We start from the raw sequence: 1,604 nt of genomic DNA, 5'->3' as shown, positions 1-1,604 counted from the left end.
GATCGGCCGCCCTACGCCGGTCTGGCCGCGTTCCGGCCCGAGGACGCCGACTGGTTCTTCGGACGGGAGCGCCTCGTCGACGACCTGGTCGCGCGGCTCGAACGGCAGCGGCTCGTCGTCCTCCTCGGGCCCTCCGGCTCCGGCAAGTCCTCGGTCCTGCGCGCCGGTCTGCTGCCGCGATTACAGGCCGCGCCGACGTCACGCACCGCCGTCGTCCTCACACCGGGGCCGAACCCCTGGGAGGAGTGCGCGGCACAGCTCGCCGCAGCCGTCCGTACCGCCCCCGGACCGTTGCGAAGCGAGCTCACGGACGGCCGGTACGGGCTGCACCGGGCCGTACGCCACATCACCGCCGCTCAAGGCGGCGACAGCGGCAGCGGCGATGGCAGCGGCGGCACGGAGATCGTTTTGGTGATCGACCAGTTCGAGGAGGTCTTCACCCGGTGCCCGTCGCACGCACGCCGGGCCGCCTTCATCGCCGGACTGCTCGCCGCCGTCCGCGCGCCGGACAGCCGCTGCCGCGTCGTCCTCGGCCTACGAGCGGACTTCACCGCGCACTGCGCCCGCCACGGCGAGCTGCGCGACGCACTGCCCGGCGCCCAGGTCGTCATCGGTCCGATGAGCTCCGACGACGTGCTCGGCGCCATCACGCAGCCGGCCCGGCTCGCCGGACTCAGCGTCGAAGGGGCCCTGCTCGGCACGCTGATGGCACACGCGCGGGGCGAGGCGGGCGCGCTGCCCCTCCTCTCGTACGCGCTGCTGGAGACCTGGCGGCGAAGGCGCGGTCACGCGCTGACGCTGGCCGCGCTACAGACGGCCGGGGGCATCGAGGGGGCGCTCGCGCTGACCGCGGAGCGCTTGTACGCCTCCCTCGACGACGGGCAGCGCGCGGCCGCCCGGCATGTCTTCCTGCGCCTCGCCGCCTTCGGCGAGGGCACGGAACACCGCCTTCGGCGCGGGGAACTGGACTCGCCCGACGACGCCCCCGAGGACACGGCGGCCATACTCGAACGCGCCGCCGCCGCGCGGCTGCTCACCCTCGACCACGACCGTGTGGCCCTCGCCCACACGGCGCTCCTCCACTGCTGGCCCCGGCTGCGCACCTGGCTCGACGAGAACCGCGACGCGCTGCGCCCGCACCGCCGACTCGCCGAGGCCGCCCGCGAGTGGGAGGACCTGGGCGAGGACGACAGCGCCCTGTACCGGGGCATCCGCCTCGCGATGGCCCAGGACATGGCCCGTACCGGCGGCGCGCCGCTGACCGTACGCGAGTGGGCGTTCCTGGACGCCTGCACGGCCGCCGAGACCGCGCGCGGCGACCGGGAGCGCCGCCGGACCACGCGGCTGCGCCGGCTCGTGGCGCTGCTCGCCGTGCTGCTGCTCGTCTCCGTGACCACCACGATCGACGCGGCGCGGGCCAAGCGGGTCATCGAGTGGCAGCGGGACGCCGCGCTGTCCCGTGAGATCGCCAGGGAGGCCGTCGCCCTGCTCTTCCCGCGGCCCGCCCTGGCCGGGCAGCCCGGCCCGGTCGCGTACTGCCGGCTGCCCCCGGCGGGCTGCCGCCGGGGGGACGACGGACGGCCGTGAGGCCCTTGCCGCCTGCC

The 1,604-nt window shown here is 76.0% G+C and carries 1 pseudogene; it reads left to right on the top strand.

The annotated features are described in order from the left end of the window. Nucleotides 1-1,587 (top strand): annotated as a pseudogene (locus ACFU99_RS43045) (XRE family transcriptional regulator); the annotation flags it as partial. Nucleotides 1,588-1,604 lie beyond the last annotated feature (17 nt).

It is taken from the genome of Streptomyces sp. NPDC057654, assembly GCF_042800135.1.
GTDB lineage: Bacteria > Actinomycetota > Actinomycetes > Streptomycetales > Streptomycetaceae > Streptomyces.
The sequence above is the reverse complement of the archived record's forward strand: the minus strand, read 5'-3'. Positions and strand labels throughout refer to the sequence as shown.